We start from the raw sequence: 15602 nt of genomic DNA, 5'->3' as shown, positions 1-15602 counted from the left end.
GGTGTCGCGGTACGGACCCGAACCCCCGCGAACGGGTCAGGACGCCGGGCGCGCGTACTGCAGATTGAAGCCGGAGTACCGGGCGGTGACCTTGACGACCGCCGCTGGCTCCATCGTCACACTACCGCCGGCCTCGGACACGGTCTCGACCACCCCGCCGAAGATCGTCAGCGCGGACTGCATGATGGTCGCGTCGCCGACGACATCGATGGTGTACGGGCCGGTCAGCGCCTTACCGTCGACTTTGACCCCACCGTCGGCATCGATGAAGTAACTGGACGCGACGACCCGCAGCGGGTCGGCGTTGGCGCCGCTGAGCTGCATCACCTCGGCGCCCGAGTTGCGCAGCTCCTGCACCGTGTCCAGCAGCGTACGGGCGCTGACCTGGTCGGGGTTGCCGGACAGCCGCACGTGCATCCCCGACCCCTCCGCCGGCAGCGTGCCGGCGAGGATGCCCAGCGCGTTCGCCCGCCGGGACGCGTCCGCCAGCGCGGCCTCCCGGCGCTGCGCGCCGGAGCCGAGCTGCCGCTCGCTCTCCTCCAGCCGCCGGACGTCGGTGCTCAGCCGCTGCTCCCGCGCCTCCAGGTCCGACAGGATGCGGACCAGGTCGTCCTCGCGCGCGGTGTCCAGCGACTGGTCGTTGGCGACGTTGCGGAGCTGGGCGACCAGGCCGAAGCCGAGCAGCGCCAGCAGGACCGCGATCGCGGCGCCGGCGCCGGAGAGCCGCCGCTTGGCCGGGCGCTCGGTGCCGCCGTCGGCGGGGCGGGTCGCCGGCCAGCCCGCGGCGGCCGTTCTGGCAAGTCGGGCGGCCGCGCGGCGGGCCCGGGCCGCGGCGGCGGCGAGGCGGGCGGACGCGGCGTGCGCGCCGCCGCGCGGGTGCCCGGCCCCGTGCCCGCCACCCGCGCCGGGGCGCGCGGCGGCGTCACCGCCGGGTCGGGCATCGGCGGGCCGGGCGGCGCCGGGGCGGGGGTCGGTGGACGGCGCGGGGTCGGCGGCGCGGGCCACGTCGGGGTCGGGGTAGGCGGCCGGTCGGGGGTCCGGGGTGTCCGCCGGCGGGGTCGACCCGGCCGGGCGGGGCTCCGGCGGGCCGGCGGACGGCGGCGTGGCGGTCATCGACACCAGCCTACGCCCGGAACAGGTGCCGCCGGATGGCGGCCACATTGCCGAAGATCCGGACCCCGAGCACCACGACCACGCCGGTCGAGAGCTGCCCGCCCACGCCGAGCTGGTCGCCGAGGTACACGATGATCGCCGCGACCAGCACGTTCGAGATGAACGACACCACGAACTGCTTGTCGTCGAAGATGCCGTCCAGCCGGGCGCGGATGCCGCCGAACACGGCGTCCAGTGCCGCGACCACGGCGATCGGCAGGTACGGCTGGAGCTGGATCGGCACCGTCGGATGGATGAGCAGGCCCAGGATGACGCCGCCCACCATGGCGATGACGGGGATCATTCAACGGCCTCCCGGGGAAGCCCCGCGCGACGGGGTGGCCGGCGCGGGTGACGTGGACGAAGTGGCGGGGCGCAGCGGCCTGGCGTACCGGAGGGTCGGCTCGGCCGCCGCCGCGAGCGTCACCTCGTCGGCCTCGACCGTGTAGTGCATGCCGTAGGTGGCGGCCAGCCGGCGGGCGTACTGGGCGCCGGCGGTGCCGAGGTAGGCGCTGCGCAGGTTCGCCGGGCCGAGGGCCCGGATCTCGTACGGCGAGTGGATCGGGATCGTGTCGACGTGGATCGCCGGCCCGGCGAACCGGATCGTCGAGGTGGCCGTCAGCCGCACCCCGCCGACCTGCACCGCGCGGGCGCCGGCCGACCACACGGCGTTGACCACCTGGCGCAGGTCCCGGTCCTGGACCCGGCCGCGGGCGTCGCCGCGGCCGCCGGGCGTCCGCTGTGGATCGGCCAGGCTGATCACCACGCCGGCGCCGCTGAGCCGGGTCCGGCCGGCGGCGGCCTCGGCGGCGTCCAGGGCGGTGGTGCGGCCGGAGTCGCGGGCCTCGCGCAGCTTGTCCACTCTGGCCCGCAGGTCGGTGGACTGGCGGGCCATCGCGTCGGTCTTCGCCCGCAGCGTGTCGATCTGGCCGACCAGGCCGGTGCGGATGCGGGCCCGGCCGGGCTGGTCGTCGACGGTCTTGCGGTACGCGACGGCGAACAGCACGCCGATCGCGCACGCCACCAGGGCGGCCGTGCCGCGGACCAGCCGCCGCCGGCCCGGCGGGCGGGGGCCGCGCGCGGCCCGGGCGGCCGCGGCGTCGGCGTAGCCGGGGTCCAGCGGGAAGCGGAACAGCGTGGTGAGGAAGTCGGGGGCGAACACGGGCTTGGCCGGGTCGGCGGCGGCGTCCGCGGGCCGCACCGGGTCGGCGGCGCCCGGCGGGCGGTCCGGCGGCGGCGCGGCGGGCAGCCGGTCCGGCGGCGGCGGCGCGGCCGGGTCGGCCGGGCTCATCCGGGTACCGCCGGGGCGCGCAGCGCGCGGTACGCCTGGCCCGCGTACAGGGCGGCGGCCAGCCAGTACGTGCCCAGCCCCCACCACGCCAGCCCCCAGCCGGCGGCGCCGGCGACCGGCGCGGCGGCCGGGACGGCCGCGGCGAGCAGCAGCAGCGGGAACGCCGCGAGCAGCACGAACGTGGCCGCCTTGCCGAGGTAGTGGACCGGCGGCGGGGCGTAGCCGCGGCGGCGCAGCAGCGCCAGCACGACCAGCATCAGCACGTCCCTGGCGACCAGCGCGGCGGTGAACGGCCACGGCACGACGTCGCGGACGGTGAACGCGACCAGCGTCGCCACGATGTACAGCCGGTCGGCGAGCGGGTCGAGCAGCTCCCCCAGCCGGCTGACCTGGCCGGTGCGCCGGGCGAGCCAGCCGTCGAGCCAGTCGCTGGTGCCGCCGACGGCGAGCACGACCGTCGCGGCGATGTCGGCGTGCGGGACGAGCAGCAGGTACAGGAACAGCGGCACGCCGAGCAGGCGGGCGAAGCTGATGAGGTTCGGGCCGGTGAGCACGCGGTCGGTGGGCTGACTCACCGCACGCCCTCCCCTCCGAACCGGTACCGGCGGACGACGCCGCGGTCGGGGAGGAAGGGCCGCCCGGCCCGATCCCCGCGTGGCCGGTTCGGCCCGGCGGGTCCCGCGTCGAGTCACTATAACCAGTGGCCACCCGACGCCGGCCGCGCCGCTCTACAGCTTGACGCCGTGCTTGGCCAGCCAGGGTCGGGGGTTGATCGGCTTGTCCTTGACGTGGACCTCGAAGTGCAGGTGCGGGCCGGTGGAGTCGCCGGTGCTGCCGACCTTGGCGATCACCTGGCCGGCGGACACCCGCTGGCCCTCCTTGACGTTCAGCTTGGAGGCGTGGCCGTACAGCGTCTGCACGCCGTTGCCGTGGTCGATGATCACGGCGTTGCCGTAGCCGCCGTACCAGCTCGCCTTCTTCACCACGCCCGCCTTGGCGGCGTGGATCGGGGTGCCCATGCCGGCGGCGAAGTCCATGCCCTCGTGCTCGGTGCCCCAGCGCGGGCCGAACTCGCTGCTCACGTTCGCGCCGCGGACCGGCAGCGTCCAGCTCTGGCTGATCCCGGCCGGGCGGGCGACCGCGCCGGTGCCGGTGGTGGCCGCGGTGGCGGCGGTACCGGTGGTGCCGCCGGTCTTGGCGACGGCGGTCTGAAGGGCGGCGGCGAACTGGCTGGCCGATGTGGCGCCGGTGGCCGATGTGGCGGACGTGGCCGACGTCTTGCCGACCGCGGCGGACTGCGCCGCGACCATGAGCGACTGGATCTGCCCCATTCGAGCCTGCACTTCGGTAACCGACACCCGCGCGCCTCCCCGAGTTCCGCCTGGTGATAGCAGCTCGATCGGCAGGCCCCGCGGGCCCTGAGCGGTTCCGCCCGGGTGCAACCGGTCGGCAACCGAGCGTCACCGGACCGGGCACCCGGCGCGCCGGAGTCTTTCCTCATCGGCGAGCGCGGCCACTCCCCCGGCCGCCCCGACGAACGAAGGGACGGACCCCCGATGACCGTAGACGCGACGCAGGACGCGAAGCGCACCCAGGGCACCGACATCGACGCGCTCGTGCGGGAGCACATGCCGTTGGTCGGGCACCTCGTCCGCGAGGTGATGTCCCGGGTACCGGCGCACGTGAGCCGCGACGACCTCACCTCCGCCGGCCTGGCGGCACTGGTCGGGGCGGCCCGGTCGTTCGACCCGGAGCGCGGGATCGCGTTCGGCCGGTTCGCGGCCACCCGGGTGCGCGGCGCGCTGATCGACGAGCTGCGCGGGCTGGACTGGGCGAGCCGCTCGGTGCGGCACCGGGCCCGGCAGGCCGACACCGCGCGGCAGGAGCTGACCGCGGCGCTGGGCCGCAGCCCGGAGCCGCGGGAGATCGCCGAGAAGCTGGGCGTGCCGGTGACGGACCTGGCCACGGTCGAGGGCGACGTGCACCGGGCGATGGTGCTGAGCCTGCACGGCTTCGCGTACGGCACGGCCGAGGAGATGGTCACCGAGCGGACGGCCGGGCCGGAGGAGATGCTGCTGCACCGGGAGCGGATCGGGTACCTGCACCACGCGATCCGGGCCCTGCCGGAGCGGCTGCGCGCCGTGGTCGACGGCTACTTCCTGCGCGAGGAGCCGATGGCGGTCATCGCCCGCGAGCTGGGCGTGAGCGAGTCGCGGGTGTCGCAGTTGCGGGCCGAGGCGCTGACCCTGCTGCGGGACGGCCTGAACAGCCAGCTCGACCCCGAGCTGATGACCGACGCGCACGAGCGCGAGGGCTGCGTGGCCCGCCGCCGGGTGCACTACTACCGGCAGGTGGCCGCGGCCGGCGACCTGCGCGAGCGGCTGGCCATGACCAACCTGGACGGGCTGCCGGCCGCCGCCTGATCCGCGGCCCGGCGCCGCCGGGCGGGGCGCGGACCCCGGCCGGCGGGCGGTCGCCGACATCGATGGGGTGAATCGGGGTCCGTCGATGGACGGCCCCGGCGGGCGGTACGGGCCGCGCGCGAATCGGCAGATACCGCAACTCTTGTGGGCCAACCGGGCGCGTAACCGGCACGTGCGGGCAGGGCCCGGCTGCCCGGCCGGTGGTCGTGGACCCTTCATCCGGTCGGATACGCTACGCCCGGTTCCCGCTGGTGGGCGTCCCCCCGGCGCCCGGCGGGGCCCGCCGCCGGTCACCCGAGCACCGCGCGCGTCCCCCGCGCCGGTACCCCGACCCTGCAGCGCACCGGCACCGGCGGCGACCCACGGAAGGATCGCCTGGCCCCGTGCTGACCACACTGCTCCGCCGCCTCACCACCGCCGGCGCGGCCGTTCTCCTGGTCGCCACCCTCGGCGCGCCCGCGGGCGCCGCCCCGGACCCGAAGAAGAAGACCGGTACCGAGGGCGAGACGCCGCTGATCCGCGACGTGCTGGAGTCGGCCAGCCGCGGCTTCATCGAGGCCCGCACGGCGTACCGCCGCTCCCGGGACAACCAGGAGCGGCTGAGCCGGGAGCTGGTGGCGCTGGAGCGCCGCCGGGACGCGATGAGCGCCGAGGTGTCCCGGGTGGCCGCCGCCGGGTACCGGGCCGGCCGGCTGAACATGGCCTCGGCCCTGCTGCGCAGCGACACCCCCGACGCGTTCCTGGACCGGGCGGCGGCGCTGGAGACGATGACCGAGCGGGAGAACGCCAAGCTGCGCGAGCTGAACGCCGCCCGGGCCGACGTGACCCGGGCCCGGGCCGCGATCGACGCCGAGATCGGGCAGCAGCAGCGGCAGCTCGCGCTGATGACGAAGAAGCGGGAGGCGGCGCAGAAGCTGTTCTCGATCGCCGGCGGCGACTCGTTCGGCAACCTGGTGTCGGCGAACATCGCCACCGCCGAGCGGGCGCCCGGCGGCGACGACGGCAACTGGCCCGGCCAGGGGTGCAGCAGCGACGACCCGACGACGTCCGGCTGCATCACCGCCCGGACGCTGCACGCGCTGAAGCAGTCGCAGAAGGCGGGCTTCAAGCGGTTCGTGTCCTGCTTCCGGCCGGGCGGGCCGTTCGAGCACCCCAAGGGCCGGGCCTGCGACTTCTCGGTGCAGAAGGGCGACGGGTTCGGCGGCGACGCCACCGGCGGCGACAAGGTGTACGGCAGCAACCTCGCCGCGTTCCTGGTCAAGAACGCCGACCGGCTGGGCGTGATGTACGTCATCTGGTACCGGCGGGTGTGGCTGCCGTCGACCGGCTGGACGAACTACACCGAGGGCGGCGGCGACCCGTCCAGCGACCACACCAACCACGTGCACCTGTCGATGCTGTAGGGCCCCGGTGGCCGCCGGGCGGGGTCGCGGCTAGCGGGCGCCGCCGTTGACGTACAGCGTCTGGCCGCTCACGTACGCCGCGTCGTCGCTGGCCAGGAACGCGATCACCGACGCCACCTCCTCGGGCTGGCCGACCCGGCCCAGCGGGGTGCGCTGGGCGGCCGCCGTCTGGTGCTCCTCCGCGCTGCTGCCCACCCGGGCGGCCGTGGCGGCGGTCATAGCGGTGGCGATGTAGCCGGGCGCGACGGCGTTGACGTTGATGTTGTACGGGCCCAGCTCCAGGGCCAGCGTCGCCGTCAGGCCCTGCACGCCGGCCTTGGCGGCGGCGTAGTTGACCTGGCCGCGGTTGCCCAGCGCCGACCGGCTCGACAGGTTGACGATCTTGCCGTACCGGGCCGGGACCATCACCTTCTGCGCCGCCTTGCAGCACAGGAAGATGCTGGTCAGGTTCGTGCCGAGCACCGCGTCCCAGTCCGGGCGGGGCATCTTGAACAGCAGGTTGTCCCGGGTGATGCCGGCGTTGTTGACGAGGATGTCGAACTGCCCGTACGCGTCGACGGTCCGCTCCACCATGGCCGCCACGGCGGCCTCGTCGGTGACGTCGGCGCCGATCGCCAGGGCGTCGCCGCCGGCGGACGAGATCGCGGCGACCGTACCGGCGGCGCGGTGCTCGTCCAGGTCGACGACGGCGACCCGGGCGCCGCGCGCGGCGAGCAATTGGGCGGTGGCGGCGCCGATACCCTGCGCCGCACCGGTCACGACGGCCACCCGGCCGGCGAACGTGGTCACATGCACTCCCTTGGGGGTCAGGCGGCCTCGACCAGGACGGACGTGCCCTGGCCGACGCCGACACACATCGAGGCGAGGCCGCGCCGGGCGCCGGTCCGGCGCATCCGGTGCAGCAGCGTGGTGAGGATCCGGGCGCCCGAGCAGCCGAGCGGGTGGCCGAGCGCGATCGCGCCGCCGTCCGGGTTGACCCGCTCGGGGTCGATGCCGAGCTGGTCGACGACCGCGAGCGCCTGCGCGGCGAACGCCTCGTTCAGCTCGGCGGTGTCGACGTCGTCGAGCTTCCAGCCGGCCCGGTCGAGGGCCTTGCGGGTGGCCGGCACCGGGCCGAGGCCCATCACGTCGGGGTGCACGCCGGCGCTGTTGCCGCCGACGTACCGGGCCAGCGGGGTCACGCCCAGGTCGCGCAGGGCGTCGTCGGAGACGAGCAGGAGGCCGGCGGCGCCGTCGTTCATCGGCGAGGAGTTGCCGGCGGTGACCGACCCGCCGGCGCGGAACACCGGCTTGAGGGCGGCGAGCTTCGCCGCGGAGGTGTCCGGCCGGATGCCCTCGTCGCCGGTGACCGCCCCGGCCGGGGTGGTGACGGGGAACAGTTCGGCGGCGAAGTGGCCGGCGTCGCGGGCGGCGGCGGCGCGCTGGTGGCTGCGCAGCGCGAACGCGTCCTGCCGCTCGCGGTCGACGCCGCAGCGGCGGGCCACCTCCTCGGCGGTCTCCCCCATGGACAGGACGCCGTGCAGGTCCTTCATCCGCGGGTTGGTCAGCCGCCAGCCGAGCCGGGTGTCGACCAGGCCGAGCGCGTGCGGCAGCGCCTCGTCGGGGCGGGCCAGCACGAACGGCGCCCGGCTCATCGACTCGCTCCCGCCGACCAGGACGACGTCGGCGTCGCCCGCGGCGATCGCCCGGGCGCCGGAGGTGACCGCCTCCAGGCCGGACGCGCACAGCCGGTTGACCGTCGCGCCGGGTACGTGCTCGGGGAGGCCGGCGAGCAGCGCGGCCATCCGGGCGACGTTGCGGTTGTCCTCACCGGCCTGGTTGGCGGCGCCCCAGTAGATGTCGTCGATCCGGGCCGGGTCCAGCGCCGGGACGCTGTCCAGGACGGCGCGGACCGCCGCGGCGGCGAGGTCGTCCGGGCGGACGCCGGCCAGCGCGCCGCGCAGGCGGCCGATGGGGGTGCGGCGGGCGGCGGCGAACCAGACCGGGCGCATGGGGGCACTCCTCGTCCGTACGAAAAGGGGTCGGGGCGAGCCTAGTTCCCGGGGCGCGCGGCGGCTGGGCGGGGGCGCGCGATCATCGCGTGGGCGGGCGGCAGTGCGCGCTCGGGCGGTCGGTGCCGGCGTGCGACAGGGCGGCGCGGGGTGGTGGGGGCCCGGTGGGTGGTGCCGGGTGCGGGGTGGTGGCGTCAGCTCGCGGCCGGGGGTGCCGGGAGGGGCACCGCCGCCGGTGCCGCCGCCGGGGTGGGAGTGGGCGTGGGGCACGGCGCCGGTGCCCCGGCCGGGGCGTCCGCCGGTGCGGCGGCGGCTCGGCGGGCGGCCTCCGCGGCGGCGGCGAGCGCCGCGGCGGGATCGGCGGCGTCCGGGTCCGCGGGTGCGGGGGCGGTGGGGGCGCAGCGCAGGGCGGCGGCGGCCGCGGTCGCCGGGGCGCGGCGCGCCGCGGGGGCGGCCGGGGCCGGGGCGGCCGGGGCGGGATCGGCGGCGGGCGGCGCGAGGTCGGCCGGGGCGGCGGTCGGGCTCGGGGCCACCGGCGACCGCCGGGGGGCCGGCGCGGTCGGGCTCGGGGCGTCCGGGCTCGGGGCCTCGTCGTCCGGCGGGCCGCCGCGGTCGGTCGGCGGGGTGGTCGGCGCGGGCGGCGGGGCCGGCGCCGGGCGCGGGGCGACCGGGTTCGCCGCGTCCGGGTCGACCAGGGCGGTACCGGTACCGCCGCCGGGCACCGCGATGCCGGGCACGCTGACCCGCCCGCCGGGCCGGGCGGGCTGCCGGCCCGGCCGGTCGGCGGGCTGGCGGGCCCCGGCGGCGAGCGCGCGGGCGTACGCGGGGATGCGGTCGTCGACCGGCAGCGGCGGGAGCAGCCCGCGGGCGGTCCGGGAGGCGGCGGGGCGGGGCCGCTGGCCGGGCTCGGCGGACGGGCGGAAGTCGGCCTCGTCGTCCAGTGCCACGACGGCGGGCGGCGGCGAGCGGAACAGCACGCCGATGCCGATCAGGTACGGGCCGAGCAGCACCCCGTACGCGAGGGTGAGGCCGCCGAAGGCGGCGCCGACGACCCGGCCGCGGCCGCCGCGCGGGCCGGCGGCGCGGCCGAGGGTGCGGGCGTAGGCGCGCAGGCCGGTGCGGGGCGGCTCGTCGGCGCTGGCCGCCCGAAGGAACAGGTCGAGTCCGGCATCCGCGGACTCATCCGCCGGCCGGGCGGCGGCGAGCGTCAACCGATCGAAAGCCATGATTGACTATAAGCACCCGACCGCGCCGGTTCCGATCATCGCTTTCGATGTGTAGGGATCCGCCAAACGGATCAGTTGGGATGACGCCCGCGAATGCGGGCGCAATCGACCGCGGGCATTCGCGCGGTTGCCCGGGGCAAATCGCGAACAAGGGCGACAAGGCGGGGCGAGCGCGTTGCGAAATCGTTAGCCATGCAGCGTGATCTTGTCGAACGGTCGACCCGGGCCGCCTAGCTGACCTGCATGTCCGCGAGGACGACCGTGATGTTGTCCGGGCCGCCGCCGGCCAGCGCGAGCCCGATCAGGTGGGCGGCGCATTCGTCGGGATCGGCGATTCCGGCGAGCGCGTCGGCGATCCGGTCGTCGTCGACGACGTCCGACAATCCGTCGCTGCACAGCAGGTACCGGTCGCCGTCGTGAATGTCGAGTTCGCCGATGAACGGCGCGATCGGCTCGCCCTGCAGCGCCTGGGTGACGAGCGCCTTCTGCGGGTGTTCGCGGGCCTGCTGCCGGGTGAGCACGCCCTGGTCGACGAGCGCCTGCACGTACGTGTGGTCGGGGGTGAGCTGGCGCAGCGCCCCGGCCCGCCACTGGTAGCAGCGGGAGTCGCCGATGTGCAGCAGCCCGGCCCGGGTACCGTCGAGGAGCATGGCGGTGACGGTGGTGCCCATCCCCTGCCGCATCGGGTCGGCGGCCACGGCGGCGCGGATCGCCTCGTTGGCGGCCTCGATCCGGACGCGCAGCGCGCCGGTCAGGTCGGGGTCGGGCTCGGTGGCGTCGTCCACGTCGCGCAGCGACCGGATGGCGATCTCGCTCGCCAGCTCGCCGGCCGGGAGGCCGCCCATGCCGTCGGCGACGGCGAGCAGCCGGCGGCCCGCGAAGGCGGCGTCCTCGTTGTTGCCCCGCCGCCGGCCGAGATCCGACACCACCGCCGTACGCAAGCTCAGGCCCATGCCTTGCAGGCTGCCACGACATGCCCCTTTCGCCGGGCGCGACCAACAGTCCGATGAACCGGTCCGGGCAGTCCGGGAAAACCAGTCCGGATGAAACTGCCCATATGGTAGGTCCATGATGCCAGCGGCGGGGATCGGGCCCGCCGGCGGGCGGCGTTCCCGGCCCCGCGGGTCAGCCGGGGCGGCCGGGGCAGCCGGCGAGCCGGGCCGTCCGGGGGCGCCCCAGCGGCCGGACCGCCGTCGGCGAGCGCAGCCACCGGCCGGTGGCGGTGCACACCCGGCGGGAGCCGGTCACGCCCCTGTCTCCGTCCGGTCGCCGGACCAGCGGGTGTGGAAGCTGCCGGGGCGGTCCACCCGGCGGTAGCCGTGCGCGCCGAACCGGTCGCGCAGGCCCTGGATGAGCGCCGCCGGGAGGCGGTCGCGGCGCAGGCCGTCGTAGTACGCCAGGGAGGACGAGAACGCCGGTACCGGGATGCCGGCCTGGGCGGCGTCGCAGACCACCCGGCGCCAGCTCGCCACCCCGTCGGCGACCGCGCCGGCGAAGTACGGGTCGACCAGCATCGTCGGCAGCGCCGGGTCGGCCGCGTACGCGGCGCGGATGTGGTCCAGGAACCGGGCCCGGATGATGCAGCCGCCGCGCCAGATCGTCGCGATGGCGCCGCGGTCGATCTTCCAGCCGTACTCCTCGCTGCCGGCGTGGATCTGGTCGAAGCCCTGGGCGTACGCGATGACCTTCGACGCGTACAGCGCCCGCCGCACGTCCTCGATGAAGCCCGTGGTGTCCCGGACGGTGAGGGCGAAGCTGCCGCCGGCGTGGGCGAACGCCTCGGCGGCCGCGTGCCGGGCGACGACGCCGCCCGACAGCGCCCGGGCGAACGTGGCCTCGGCGATGCCGGTGATCGGTACGCCGAGGTCCAGCGCGCTCTGCACCGTCCACCGGCCGGTGCCCTTCTGCTCGGCGACGTCGGCGACGATGTCGATGAACGGGCGGCCGGTGTCGGCGTCCATGTGCTCCAGGACGTCCGCGGTGATCTCGATGAGGAACGACTCCAGCGGGCCGGCGTTCCACCGCCGGAAGATCGCGGCGATCTCCCGCGGCGACGCCCACAGCCCCTCGCGCAGCAGGTCGTACGCCTCGGCGATGAGCTGCATGTCGGCGTACTCGATGCCGTTGTGCACCATCTTGACGAAGTGCCCGGCGCCGTCGGGGCCGACGTGGGTGACGCACGGCTCGCCGTCGACCCGGGCGGCGATCGCGGCCAGGATGGGGCCGATCCGGGCGTACGCCTCGGCGGAGCCGCCGGGCATGATGGACGGTCCGGTCAGCGCCCCCTCCTCGCCGCCGGAGACGCCGCAGCCGACGAAGTGCAGCTTGTGCGCGCGCAGCCGCTCCTCGCGGCGGCGGGTGTCGGCGAAGTGGGCGTTGCCGCAGTCGACGACGACGTCGTCGGGGTCCAGCAGCGGTACCAGCTCGTCGATGACGGCGTCGGTGGCCGCGCCGGCCTGCACCATCACGATGATCGCCCGCGGCCGGCGCAGCGAGGCGACGAAGTCGGCGAGGGACTCGGCGGGGACGAACGTACCCTCGCCGCCGCACTCGGCGACCAGCGCGCGGGTGCGCTCGGGCGAACGGTTGTGCACGGCCACGGCGTGGCCGTGCCGGGCCAGGTTGCGGGCGAGGTTGCGGCCCATGACGGCCAGTCCGGTGACGCCGATGTCGGCGCCGGGGTGGGCACGGGGCATGCCGACTCCTCCTGTCGCGGTGGGACGCCAACAGGTACGCGTCGGATGGGTGAACGGTTGAACGGTGCGCGGGATTCATGCGTGGATCAACCGGTTGGCCCGGAGCGGGGCGAAGTGGCCGACAGTGGGGGTGCTCTCCCGCGCGTGGGGCTGGGTGGCTTCGGCGGTGGGGCGGCGGGAGGGGCGGGTGCCCCGGCCGGGGCGGTCGGGCTTGATCCCCTGCCTGGGCCACCCGCCCCTCCCGCCGCGGGTCCGTACGGGCCGTGCGGCGTTGTCCGCCGGGGTCAGCCGCCGGGTGGGCGCGGGACCAGGCGGACGATCGGCATCGGCGGGGCCGACAGGCGGTCGGGGTGGTCCGGGACCGGGGGCGTGAGGGTGCTCGCCTCCCAGGCCGCCCGGGCGGCGACGATCTCCTCGTGCGAGCCGGCGACGAAGTTCCACCACATGACCAGGTCGCCCGGGTAGGGCTCGCCGCCCAGCAGGAGGGCGGTGGCCGGGCCGGTGGGGGCGCGCAGGTGCAGGTCGCGGCGGCCCGTGCCCAGGTACAGCAGGGCGCCGCGGGGCGGGGCCATGCCCTCGACGTCCGGCCGGCCGGCCAGGGTCAGGACCGCGTGCTCGTGCGCCGGGTCGAGCGGCACCCGGACGTCGGCGCCCGGGCCGAGGGCCAGCTCGGCCCCCAGGAGCGGGCTGTACGCCCGGGCCGGCGAGGTCGCGCCGGCCAGGGTGCCGACGAGGACCGTGGCGGTCAGGCCGGGGGCGGTGTGCCGGGGCAGGTCGGCGTGGTGGGCGAAGTCGGGGGCCACCGCCCGCCGGTCCGGCGGCAGCGCCACCCAGAGCTGGACGCCGTGCAGGACGGGCGGCGCGTCCGGCGGGGTCTCCTCGGCGTGCGCGATGCCGGCGCCGGCGGTCATCAGGTTGAGCTGGCCGGGGCGGATGAGCTGGTCGTGGCCGAGGCTGTCCCGGTGCCGGACCGCGCCGTCGAGCAGCCAGGAGACCGTCTGCAGGCCGGTGTGCGGGTGCGGCGGGACGCGCATCCCCCCGCCCGCGGCCACCGGGTGCGGGCCGTAGTGGTCGACGAAGCACCAGGCGCCGACCATCCGCCGGGCGCGGGTGGGCAGGGTCCGGGTCACCCGCAGGCCGCGCGGGCCGCCCAGGGCGACCTCGTGGCCGGTGATCAGCCGGCGGGCGGGGGCCGGGGCGGGCGCGCCGGCGCACGGTACCTCCGCGGGGCGCGGGTCGAGGTTGCTCACCCGTTCAGTGTGCCGCGCGAACGCGCCGATCGGGTCGGGACGTTCATCAATTCGCATGTCTCGATCGGCCGGTCGGCCGACAACCCGCGGATGCGGGCACGACTAGCGTCGATGCGTACCCGGCCGCGAAGGAGCGCGATGAACCCCACCGCCGAGATGCCCGGCGTCCACCCCACCCCGCCGGCCGGGCTGCCCGAGGGCGGCGCGGCGTACGTCGTCAGCGGGGCGGCGTACCCGCCGCCGGCGCCGCAGCAGCCGGGTCGGGGGCCGCTGGCGGCGCTGCTGGTACTCGCGCTGGCCGGGCTGTGCCTGGCCGGCGGAGCGGTGGCCTGGTTCGTACTCACCGGCCTGCCGCCCCGCTGACCGGGTTCGGCCTACCACGCCCCGCAGCTCTCGGTACCCACTCAGAACCTCTTTCACCGAGTCGGTCACGGGCGCTTCCTCGGTGAGTGCCGTCCGGGCGTCGGCGTCGTGCTCCCGGAGTTCGATGGGTCCGGATGCGGCGACGTCCACCGCGAAGTGGAACCGACGGCTCAGGCCGCTCTCCTCCTCGACCTCACGGATCAGGGCGGCATCCAGCCAGCGTGCGGTGATTCTCGGTCACCTCGCGCGACCCCGGATGGCCAGTGGGTCAGGTGGTCGCGGTGCTACGGGGCTTCGGCGGTGCAGGAGGTCGCGCGGTCGGTGGCCGGGGTGGCGCTGTTCAGGGCCGCGAACGTCGCGTCCGTCGTGCGCACCGGCGCGCTGTCGCTCGTCGCCGCCCGCAGCCGGACCCGCAGCCGCTGGTACTGGTAGGCCGCGTCGGCCGCGTACCGCTGGAACGGCACCCCGCTGGCCGGCGCGCCCACCCCGCGGACCAGCAGCCCCCAGGTGCCGCCCGGCACGCCCAGCGGCCAGGTGCGCCGCTCGAACCGGTCGCCGGACAGCCGCACCTGGAGGCAGCGCCGCTCGGCGCTGTTGGTCAGCAGCATCGTGACCGTGTACGCGCCGGCCCGCTGCACCGGCTCGTCGATGTCGGCCACGTACCGGACCTCGCCGTCGAGGCGGGCGAACGCCCGGCGGGTCGAGTCCTGCGCGTCCGCGGCCGTCTCCACCACCCGGGAGGCGCGGCTGACCTGGATGATGCCGGTGGTGACCGTGACCATCACGACCAGCATGATGCCGCTGGCGACGAGGACCTCCAGCAGCGTCACGCCCGCGTCGCCGCGGGCCGCCCGGCGGACGGCCCGGAGCGCGGCCCTCACCGGATCACCCACGGGATGAGCCGGGTGGCCGCCTGCTGGCCGGAGTCCGTGGCGGTCACCCGCACGGTGTAAGCGCCGGCGGCGGTGGGGCGGCCGGCGAACGCGCCGGTGCGGGGGTTCAGGGTCACGCCGGCGGGCAGGCCCTCGGCGGTCCAGGCCACGTCGCCGGAGGCGTTGACCGCGGCGAGCTGGACCGAGACGGCGGCGCCGACCGTACCGGTCTGCGCGCCCGGCTCGGCGATGGACAGCGCGCTGGGGTTGAAGACCGGGTCGGTGGTGGCGGCCATCCGGGTGGTCGTGGAGCGGTACACGCAGCCGTCGGCCGCGCAGTCGCCGCCGCGCCACACCACCGCGACCACGACGCGGTAGAACGCGACGCCGGTGCCGCCGCCGACGCACGCCGCCGTCCCCTCGACCTGCCAGCAGCGGCCCACGTAGTACTGCCGGTCGTACGGCACCCCATCGACCTTCGCCACCCGGCTCGGCGCGGTGGACAGCGCGGCCGAGGCGCCCGAGCCGGCGGCGGCCGCCGGGTCGCTGGCCGCGGACATCGACGAGAGCAGGTCGCGCAGCGCGGTCGGCGCCGCCGCCCACTGGGCGGTGACGCTGGCGATGTCCCGGCCGCGGACCAGGTCGGCGACCGGCAGGCCGCGCGCGGTGTCGAGGCTGTCGGCGGCGATCCGGGTGGCCTCCTGGACGCCGCCCTGGGCGTCGGTGGTGCGCATCGCCCGGACCATGAACATCGTCACCGGCAGCATCACGACCGCCACCAGCGCCGCCGCCACCATGACCTCGACCAGCGTGAAGCCGCCGGCGGGGTCGGCCCCGCCGACCGGGCGGGCGAGCCGGCGACGCACAACAGGGTGCACGGCCTACCCATCGGCAGGCCGGCCGGGCAATCAAGCGTCCGTACCGCACCGCTCGCC

Annotated in this window: 17 protein-coding genes; 3 read left to right on the top strand and 14 right to left on the bottom strand. The window is 76.4% G+C overall.

The genetic code is table 11. The annotated features are described in order from the left end of the window. Nucleotides 1–36: 36 nt before the first annotated feature. From IEY94_RS24065 to IEY94_RS23775, 5 genes are all read right to left on the bottom strand, one after another. Nucleotides 37–1113: a DUF881 domain-containing protein gene (locus IEY94_RS24065; protein ID WP_189172007.1), complete on the bottom strand. Its 1077-nt coding sequence runs from the start codon at nucleotides 1111–1113 to the stop codon at nucleotides 37–39. Nucleotides 1114–1123: 10 nt separating this feature from the next. After that, nucleotides 1124–1456 (bottom strand): small basic family protein, encoded by a 333-nt coding sequence (locus tag IEY94_RS21255; protein WP_189172006.1) that lies wholly within the window; start codon nucleotides 1454–1456, stop codon nucleotides 1124–1126. Further along, the gene (locus tag IEY94_RS21250) at nucleotides 1457–2443 is read right to left on the bottom strand and encodes a DUF881 domain-containing protein (RefSeq protein ID WP_189172005.1); all 987 of its coding nucleotides are present in this window, start codon (nucleotides 2441–2443) and stop codon (nucleotides 1457–1459) included. Then, nucleotides 2440–3018 carry a cardiolipin synthase ClsA gene (clsA, locus tag IEY94_RS21245; RefSeq protein ID WP_189172004.1) on the bottom strand — a complete coding sequence of 193 codons (579 nt, stop codon included), beginning with the start codon at nucleotides 3016–3018 and terminating at the stop codon, nucleotides 2440–2442. The genes IEY94_RS21250 and clsA overlap by 4 nt, the downstream gene beginning before the upstream one ends. Nucleotides 3019–3171: 153 nt before the next feature. Further along, nucleotides 3172–3774, bottom strand: a complete 603-nt coding sequence (locus IEY94_RS23775) for a M23 family metallopeptidase (protein ID WP_229784319.1) — start codon at nucleotides 3772–3774, stop codon at nucleotides 3172–3174. A 225-nt stretch (nucleotides 3775–3999) separates the two neighbouring features. On the opposite strand from IEY94_RS23775, the gene IEY94_RS21235 reads away from it, so the two are divergent. Both IEY94_RS21235 and IEY94_RS21230 read left to right on the top strand, forming a co-directional pair. After that, nucleotides 4000–4866, top strand: a complete 867-nt coding sequence (locus tag IEY94_RS21235) for a sigma-70 family RNA polymerase sigma factor (protein WP_189172003.1) — start codon at nucleotides 4000–4002, stop codon at nucleotides 4864–4866. A gap of 386 nt (nucleotides 4867–5252) precedes the next feature. Beyond that, nucleotides 5253–6269, top strand: a complete 1017-nt coding sequence (locus tag IEY94_RS21230) for a coiled-coil domain-containing protein (RefSeq protein WP_189172056.1) — start codon at nucleotides 5253–5255, stop codon at nucleotides 6267–6269. Between the two features lie 30 nt (nucleotides 6270–6299). Here the strand turns inward: IEY94_RS21230 and fabG are convergent, their stop codons facing one another. The 7 genes from fabG to IEY94_RS21200 all read right to left on the bottom strand — a co-directional run bounded on the left by fabG (nucleotide 6300) and on the right by IEY94_RS21200 (nucleotide 13432). Then, nucleotides 6300–7058, bottom strand: coding sequence for a 3-oxoacyl-ACP reductase FabG (fabG, locus tag IEY94_RS21225; protein ID WP_189172002.1), 759 nt, complete (start codon nucleotides 7056–7058; stop codon nucleotides 6300–6302). A 17-nt stretch (nucleotides 7059–7075) separates the two neighbouring features. After that, nucleotides 7076–8260, bottom strand: coding sequence for a thiolase family protein (locus tag IEY94_RS21220; protein WP_189172001.1), 1185 nt, complete (start codon nucleotides 8258–8260; stop codon nucleotides 7076–7078). Nucleotides 8261–8454: 194 nt separating this feature from the next. Beyond that, nucleotides 8455–9486: a hypothetical protein gene (locus tag IEY94_RS21215; protein WP_189172000.1), complete on the bottom strand. Its 1032-nt coding sequence runs from the start codon at nucleotides 9484–9486 to the stop codon at nucleotides 8455–8457. Between the two features lie 230 nt (nucleotides 9487–9716). Beyond that, nucleotides 9717–10439 carry a PP2C family protein-serine/threonine phosphatase gene (locus tag IEY94_RS21210; RefSeq protein ID WP_189171999.1) on the bottom strand — a complete coding sequence of 241 codons (723 nt, stop codon included), beginning with the start codon at nucleotides 10437–10439 and terminating at the stop codon, nucleotides 9717–9719. Between the two features lie 172 nt (nucleotides 10440–10611). Further along, nucleotides 10612–10734: a hypothetical protein gene (locus IEY94_RS24060; RefSeq protein WP_268244868.1), complete on the bottom strand. Its 123-nt coding sequence runs from the start codon at nucleotides 10732–10734 to the stop codon at nucleotides 10612–10614. Then, nucleotides 10731–12182 (bottom strand): NADP-dependent phosphogluconate dehydrogenase, encoded by a 1452-nt coding sequence (gnd, locus tag IEY94_RS21205; protein WP_189171998.1) that lies wholly within the window; start codon nucleotides 12180–12182, stop codon nucleotides 10731–10733. The genes IEY94_RS24060 and gnd overlap by 4 nt, the downstream gene beginning before the upstream one ends. Nucleotides 12183–12466: 284 nt before the next feature. Then, nucleotides 12467–13432, bottom strand: coding sequence for a pirin family protein (locus IEY94_RS21200; protein WP_189171997.1), 966 nt, complete (start codon nucleotides 13430–13432; stop codon nucleotides 12467–12469). 138 nt (nucleotides 13433–13570) lie between these two features. Between IEY94_RS21200 and IEY94_RS21195 the strand changes: the two genes are divergently transcribed. Beyond that, nucleotides 13571–13795, top strand: coding sequence for a hypothetical protein (locus tag IEY94_RS21195; RefSeq protein WP_189171996.1), 225 nt, complete (start codon nucleotides 13571–13573; stop codon nucleotides 13793–13795). A 284-nt stretch (nucleotides 13796–14079) separates the two neighbouring features. Here the strand turns inward: IEY94_RS21195 and IEY94_RS21190 are convergent, their stop codons facing one another. Together IEY94_RS21190 and IEY94_RS21185 are read right to left on the bottom strand one after the other, a co-directional pair. After that, nucleotides 14080–14676 carry a PulJ/GspJ family protein gene (locus tag IEY94_RS21190; protein ID WP_189171995.1) on the bottom strand — a complete coding sequence of 199 codons (597 nt, stop codon included), beginning with the start codon at nucleotides 14674–14676 and terminating at the stop codon, nucleotides 14080–14082. Then, nucleotides 14673–15545, bottom strand: coding sequence for an Ig domain-containing protein (locus IEY94_RS21185; RefSeq protein ID WP_229784318.1), 873 nt, complete (start codon nucleotides 15543–15545; stop codon nucleotides 14673–14675). Before IEY94_RS21185 ends, IEY94_RS21190 begins: the two co-directional genes overlap by 4 nt. Nucleotides 15546–15602: the final 57 nt, after the last annotated feature.

The sequence above is a fragment of the Pilimelia anulata genome, assembly GCF_014647895.1.
Classification (GTDB): domain Bacteria; phylum Actinomycetota; class Actinomycetes; order Mycobacteriales; family Micromonosporaceae; genus Pilimelia; species Pilimelia anulata.
The sequence above is the reverse complement of the archived record's forward strand: the minus strand, read 5'-3'. Positions and strand labels throughout refer to the sequence as shown.